This window comes from Endozoicomonas arenosclerae, from assembly GCF_001562015.1.
Lineage (GTDB): Bacteria > Pseudomonadota > Gammaproteobacteria > Pseudomonadales > Endozoicomonadaceae > Endozoicomonas_A > Endozoicomonas_A arenosclerae.
Genome location: NZ_LASA01000136.1, coordinates 40,890 through 47,068 on the forward strand (window position 1 = coordinate 40,890; position 6,179 = coordinate 47,068).

The following is a 6,179-nucleotide window of genomic DNA, read 5'->3' on the forward strand; positions in this document are numbered from 1 at the left end:
GCTGTTGAGTGATTGATTTCAGGTCGCACTGAAAGAAGACATGGCTCTAGAGCTTTCTGATAAGAAGCAGGCAGACATCAAGAGGTTTTATCATTGACTGCACAACCCATTGGTCGTCGTGAGCGAAAAAAACAAGCCGTCAGGGAAAAGATCTGTCAGGAAACAGTTGAACTGATCAGGCTGCACGGCATTGAAGGCACAACGATCGAGGACATCTGTGAAAGGGCAGATATAGCCAAGAAGACTTTTTATAATTATTACCCTTCAAGGCATGACTTACTCATACAAATCTGTCAGTCAGACTTGTTGCTGAGAACACGGTTGAACGTTGAAGGCGCACTGGCGAACTGTAAAGGCCTGGAAGCCTGTCTGAAGTATATCTTTAATGAAATGCAGAGCAATATTGCTCAGGCGGACAGGGTTGAAAGAGAGATGATCGATTATATGATTATTAATCTTTCCAATAACCGGACCCAAAGTGCGAATCAGCTGAACTTTATGAATGATTGTTTTCGTACACTCTATGAAAATAATCTGGATGATCTCAAGCCGGATCTTGATACCGGGTTTTGCGCCGAAATTACCGTAGGTATGATCAATGCCATGATGGTTAACTGGTTGAACGATGAGTCTTATGACATTTCATCCAATTACGATTGTTTGTTGAAGTTTATGCTTGAAAGCATGTTGAAATAATTAACTCATTCTTTATTTTTAAAAAACTTTCCTTAGCCTCTGGCTGTTAAGTACAAGGATTGTTTTTGTTTCATTGTTCAGGATGAATGATGAGCTATTCAAAAAAACATTCCTATGTTCTTTATCTTGGTTTACAAAAAGAGGCATCCGAGCTGGAAGTGATACTGGCCATTGTCACGCTCTTCAATATCAGTACCGGGTACTTCTCTTCTGCACAGGCATTAGAAAAATTGTCCGGCCAATCGGCATTGAGTGAAGAGAGTCTGTCTGTTCAAAGAAAACTGTTGGGTTCAGTGGCAGGAGCTTTGTTTTCTGAGGCGAAAGGGTAGGTAAAGCCGGATCATTGCATCCGGCTCCTGGTGATTACTTTTTGCCGAATTGATCGATGTCTTCTGCATCCCAGGCGTAGTTAATCCAGTAGTCGTGGATATCTTCACCGGTAAAGAAATGGCTCAGTTTCTCTGGCAGAATGCCTTTCTTCTCTTTGAGCTTATTGTGCACAACAAAAGCGGCAAACTCGGTTTCTGCGTGTTTTTCGAACAGATGGTTCAGGGTGAATTCCAGAGTGGTTCGCTCGTCATCCACTTCATCAACGACCAATACTTTCTTGCCATCCAGGTTAGTGTCAGGCTCCAGCCATTGCAGCTTGATAGGAGTATCGGATGGCGCTGTACCCACCTCATCACTGTAACGGGTCAGGGAAACTGTCAGGATAGGTTTGTTGATGTAAGTACGCATGATACGCGCAGGAATCAAACCGCCGCCACCAATAGCCAGCAGGTAGTCAGGTTCGAATCCGGACGCTTTGATCTTCTCGGCAGCGGCGCGAATGGTGTTATGGATGTCGTTATAGGTGAAATTATATTGCTCCATGAGCACGTAAACCTTTAGGTGGATGAAGGCTAAAATCAGAAGCGGCGAAGAATAGGCGACTTGGTACTGTTGAAGCAAGTAGGGCTTTCCGCTGCAACTCTAGGAGGCCGAGCTGTCTATTCTCGTTTTGCCACGCGTATATGGACATACTTACTCCGTTAATCCTGAGCTTGTCGAAGGATGCTGGTAATGCACTTCGACAGGCTCAGTGTGAACGGTATGGGGTATAACTGCACTAATTTGTAGTCAGGCCATTCATCAGGAGTGGCCTGCTGTAGATGCTTAGTGTGACGTGGCAGGCTTATACATGGATTCAATCTCCTTGCGGAAACGCTCCATGATGATCTTTCTACGCAGTTTCAGGGTAGGTGTAATTTCGCCCATTTCGATCGAGAATTCACGGGGCAGCAAGGTGAATTTCTTGACCTGTTCGAATCGAGCCAGTTCTCCCTGAATATGATCCAGCCGGTCCTGGAACATAGCCTGGATGTCCGCATTGCGGATCAGGTCCATTTTGCTTTCATACTTCAGATTGATGCTCCTGGCGTATTCTTCCAGCGCTTCAAAGGCCGGTACAATCAGAGCTGAAACGTAGTTTTTGGCGTCTGCGACAATGGCAATCTGCTCGATAAACTGATCTTTGCCGATAGTGCCCTCAATGTACTGAGGAGCAATGTATTTGCCGTTGGACGTTTTCATCAGTTCTTTGATGCGCTCAGTAATTCGCAGCTGACCGGTTTCGTCAATCAGACCGGCATCGCCGGTTTTCAACCAACCATCCGCATCAAAGGTTTTCGCAGTTTCTTCAGGCTTTTTATAGTAGCCACGCATGACTGTCTGGCCTTTGACCAGGATTTCTCCTTCCTGTCCGATTTTCACCTGAATACCGGGAAGAGGTGTGCCACAGCTGCCGAACTGGTAGCCAGTATCCCTGAAACAGGTGACCGTTGCGGTCGTTTCGGTCATGCCGTAACCCACTTTGACATTGATACCCAGGGCATGGAAGAAGCGATTAATCTCGTCATCAAGACGTGCTCCACCACAAGGCATAAAGCGAATACGTCCACCCAGCTTTTCCTTGATCTTTGCGAAGACCAGTTTGTCAGCCAGTTGATTGAGGCTTTCCAGGTATCCCGGAACGGTTTTGCCCTGACGCTTCAGCTCCATAGTGCTGAGACCGACCTTCATGGCCATTTTGAAGATGGCCCGCTTAACCGGTGATCCTTTTTGAATCATGGTGTTTACACCGGTGTAGATCTTCTCGTAGAAACGTGGAACTGCACAGACGACAGTAGGCTTCAACGTAGGCAGGACTTCTGCAATTTTTGTTGGGTCTTTCAGGTAGCAGTTCACCGCACCACGGGTTAGCACGTAATAGCTCCAGGCCCTTTCAAAAATATGGCTCAGGGGCAGGAACGCTATGGATACGTCGGTGTGATCAATGTGAATCAGATGATCATGGGATTCAAAGGACGCGCCGATACTGGTGTAGTCCAGCATGACCCCTTTAGGCTGACCTGTAGTACCTGAGGTGTAGATCAGTGTGTACAGATCATCGAGAGACTGACTGTCCAGTCGTTCTTTCAGAAGCTCACACTCTTCAGGGGCACTGTTCAGGAAATCACTGAAATATTGGGCTTGTTTACAACCTTTCAGATCTGTCAGGGGATCCAGTACGATCACCTTTTTCAGATTCTCACATTTTTCCAGCAGTTCCAGAGCACCATCAAACTGTTCCTGTTCACCGACAAACAGAATAGAGATTTCGGCGTCTTCAATAATGTAGCGAGCCTGTTCCGCAGTGCTGGTCGGGTAGATAGGCACCGTTACGCAGCGAGTTTGCAGTGTGCCCAGGTCGGCAATAGTCCACTCAGGCAGATTCTGTGACCAGATGCCGATGTTGCTTTGAACAGGAAGCTTGTCGGTCAGCAGGGCGCGGGAGACCTGGTCGATCTTTTCTCCGAACTGCTGCCAATTCATGGATTGCCATTGATGATGGGCGGAAAAACGGATAGCCGTTTGACTGGCGTTATTATAAGTGCGCTGACGAATCAGGCTGATAAGGTGCGACGGAGGATTATCATTCATTGGCAAGCAATATACATCTTTTGGAAGTGTCTGGTTTCACAGTTTTTGAAAAACGACACTTTCTGCTTATGGCTGATCTGGTGTAAGCATCAAACAGATTGAAGCCTGCTTTCAATGCTATCGTTGGCGGCGAAGAATACTACAGGAGTGGGAATAAATACTATTTGATTTACATCAGTTACGGAGGCGAGTGCGGGTCTTTTTTGTAACAGTTTGTATGCTGGGCTTTTAGGCTTTGCAGTTTTTGAGATTGAGTATTGACTGGTGGGCTGTGACGCCCACTTCGTAGACATAAAGATATGTCTCCTAATCCTGCCAGAATGCCGGTGTAAACAGGACCAGAACGGTTATAACTTCCAGTCTTCCCATCAGCATACCGACACTGAGCAGCCACTTGGCTGTGTCAGGCAGTGAGGCAAAGTTACCTGCGGGTCCAATCACATCACCCAGTCCGGGTCCTACATTCGCTACAGCCGTCGCGGCACCGCTTAAGCTGGTGACAAGATCAAGCCCCAAAAGGCTGAGCAACAACGTTAGAGTTGTAGTCAGAAGAGCGAAGAAGAAACAAAAAGCGATCAGGGATCTGAGGATGTCGCTGGTGATTTGCTGACCGTTATAGCTTTGTACAAAGCAGGCTCTTGGATGAGCCAGTTGCTTCAGCTGTATCCCCAGCAGGCGGGCTCCAATCTGGAAACGAAAAATCTTGATCCCGCCCGCTGTAGAGCCGGAGCAGCCGCCAATAACGGTAAGACAAAGAAACAGCGTAGCTGCAAAGCCTCCCCATAGTGTGTAATCCGTCAATGCATAGCCTGTTGTGGTGATGACAGAAACGGTATTAAAAGCGACCAGGGTCAAGGATTTAAACAGTGAATAATCACTGTTCATAAACAGCCATAGGGTGAAAAGCCCCCAAAGGATAAACAGGAAGTTGAGAAAAGCCTGAACCTGATTATCTTTGAGCAATGAGTGGGGATCACCTCTGAGGAATTTAACAAACAGGACAAACGGCAGTGAGCCCATGATCATGAACACTGTTGCCACCCAGTGAATGAAAGGGTTCTGAAAGTGGGCCATGGAGCTGTCAGAGGTTGAGTAGCCACCCGTAGAAAGGGTGGTCATGGCATGGTTGATGGCTTCAAAGCCATTCATACCACCCAGAAAGTAGAGGTAGGCACAGAAGACTGTCAGGCCCAGATAAATAAAGACGATGCGTTTAGCGATACTGCCTGAACGAGGCATGGCTTTGTCTGACCAGTCAGATGATTCACTCTGGAACAATCTCATCCCACCTACCTTCAGAAAAGGCAGTACTGCAACAGCCAGTACAATAAAGCCAATACCCCCCAGCCACTGAAGCAGGGAGCGCCAAAGCAGGATGCCCGTGTTCATTTGGTCAAGGCCACTCAGAACCGTTGAGCCTGTGGTAGTGATACCTGACATGGTTTCAAAAAAGGCATCGGTGTAACTGATATTCAGTTCGATATACAGAGGCAGTGCCGCAAAGGCGCTGAGCGTAAACCAGGAGCAGTTAGTCAGCAGGAATATCTGGCGGGGTTTCAGGCTGAACACCTTAAGGCGACAGAAATAAAACAGGGGGGCTCCAGCCAGCAATGTGATCAATGCGGATAAAGCAAAGGCATAAACACCGTCTGCACCTGTCACCAGATCATACAGAGCCGGCAGTAGCATAAGTACTGACAGCACCATCAGGAACAGGCCTATGACAAACAGAACGGGGCGTACATTCATGATGACTTCAGTTTAATCAGTAAAACCTCAAACTATTGCACTTAAACCGTTTGAAGTAATTAAGGGTTAATACTTGAGAGAGATGGGCACTGCTCGAAGTGTTTCAAAGCATTTAGTATTCGTTGCTTGAATATGGCCCTGTGGAGTGAGGTCATATGTGGGGCAAGGGTGAAAGAATCAAAGTCGACAGCCTGAATATGATTTTCCAACGTCTCGGCAGGATCATCCTCTCTAGAAAGTTGTAGCAGATTTTCCCTCACTTCGTCAGAGATCAGACAGAGCTTCTTAAGAAAGTAATTCTGATAATTTTTCTGTGAGGTCCTTACATTTTTTTTAACATTCCTTTTAGTGGCAAAGTCATAACCTAGCCCAAATGCACGCTCGTTGTCGTACGCGATCAGGCGTTGGTTCATGCCTAACCCGAGAGGCTCTTAATGGATTCTGGGGAGCTGGTTGAGGACGAGTTATTTGACTATGAATAGAAGACGTTTTCTTGTACAAAAGTGTCATGAAACTTTATGACCTCCTCGACAACGCCAAGTGCTTTGAACAGATACGCCAGATTCGCTGGCCTGACGGGGTGAAATGCCCACACTGTGCCAGCTCAGACATAACCCGCCAAGGCAAGGACGATTCACAGCCTGACAGACAGAGATATTCTTGTAAAGAATGTCAGCGTCGTTTTGATGACCTGACACTTTCTGTTTTTTCAGGACACCATAAGCCTTTGAAAGTGTGGGTAAGCTGTCTGCACCTGATGTCACTCAATCTTT

The 6,179-nt window shown here is 46.9% G+C and carries 6 protein-coding genes; 3 read left to right on the plus strand and 3 right to left on the minus strand.

Going from position 1 to position 6,179, the window contains the following annotated elements; all coding sequences use genetic code 11:
* Nucleotides 1–93 precede the first annotated feature (93 nt).
* Nucleotides 94–696, plus strand: a complete 603-nt coding sequence (locus tag WG89_RS20930; protein ID WP_245662949.1) for a TetR/AcrR family transcriptional regulator — start codon at nucleotides 94–96, stop codon at nucleotides 694–696.
* A gap of 86 nt (nucleotides 697–782) precedes the next feature.
* The gene (locus tag WG89_RS20935; RefSeq protein WP_172806879.1) at nucleotides 783–1,025 is read left to right on the plus strand and encodes a hypothetical protein; all 243 of its coding nucleotides are present in this window, start codon (nucleotides 783–785) and stop codon (nucleotides 1,023–1,025) included.
* Between the two features lie 34 nt (nucleotides 1,026–1,059).
* Here WG89_RS20935 and WG89_RS20940 read toward each other — a convergent pair whose 3' ends face one another.
* From WG89_RS20940 to WG89_RS20950, 3 genes are all read right to left on the minus strand, one after another.
* Nucleotides 1,060–1,569 (minus strand): phosphoribosyltransferase, encoded by a 510-nt coding sequence (locus tag WG89_RS20940; RefSeq protein ID WP_062269465.1) that lies wholly within the window; start codon nucleotides 1,567–1,569, stop codon nucleotides 1,060–1,062.
* Between the two features lie 282 nt (nucleotides 1,570–1,851).
* Nucleotides 1,852–3,657: an AMP-dependent synthetase/ligase gene (locus WG89_RS20945; protein WP_062269467.1), complete on the minus strand. Its 1,806-nt coding sequence runs from the start codon at nucleotides 3,655–3,657 to the stop codon at nucleotides 1,852–1,854.
* Nucleotides 3,658–3,963: 306 nt separating this feature from the next.
* The gene (locus WG89_RS20950; RefSeq protein ID WP_062269469.1) at nucleotides 3,964–5,406 is read right to left on the minus strand and encodes a TrkH family potassium uptake protein; all 1,443 of its coding nucleotides are present in this window, start codon (nucleotides 5,404–5,406) and stop codon (nucleotides 3,964–3,966) included.
* Nucleotides 5,407–5,914: 508 nt separating this feature from the next.
* Between WG89_RS20950 and WG89_RS29585 the strand changes: the two genes are divergently transcribed.
* A partial coding sequence (locus WG89_RS29585) for a transposase (RefSeq protein ID WP_172806880.1) occupies nucleotides 5,915–6,179 on the plus strand: 265 nt, incomplete at its 3' end.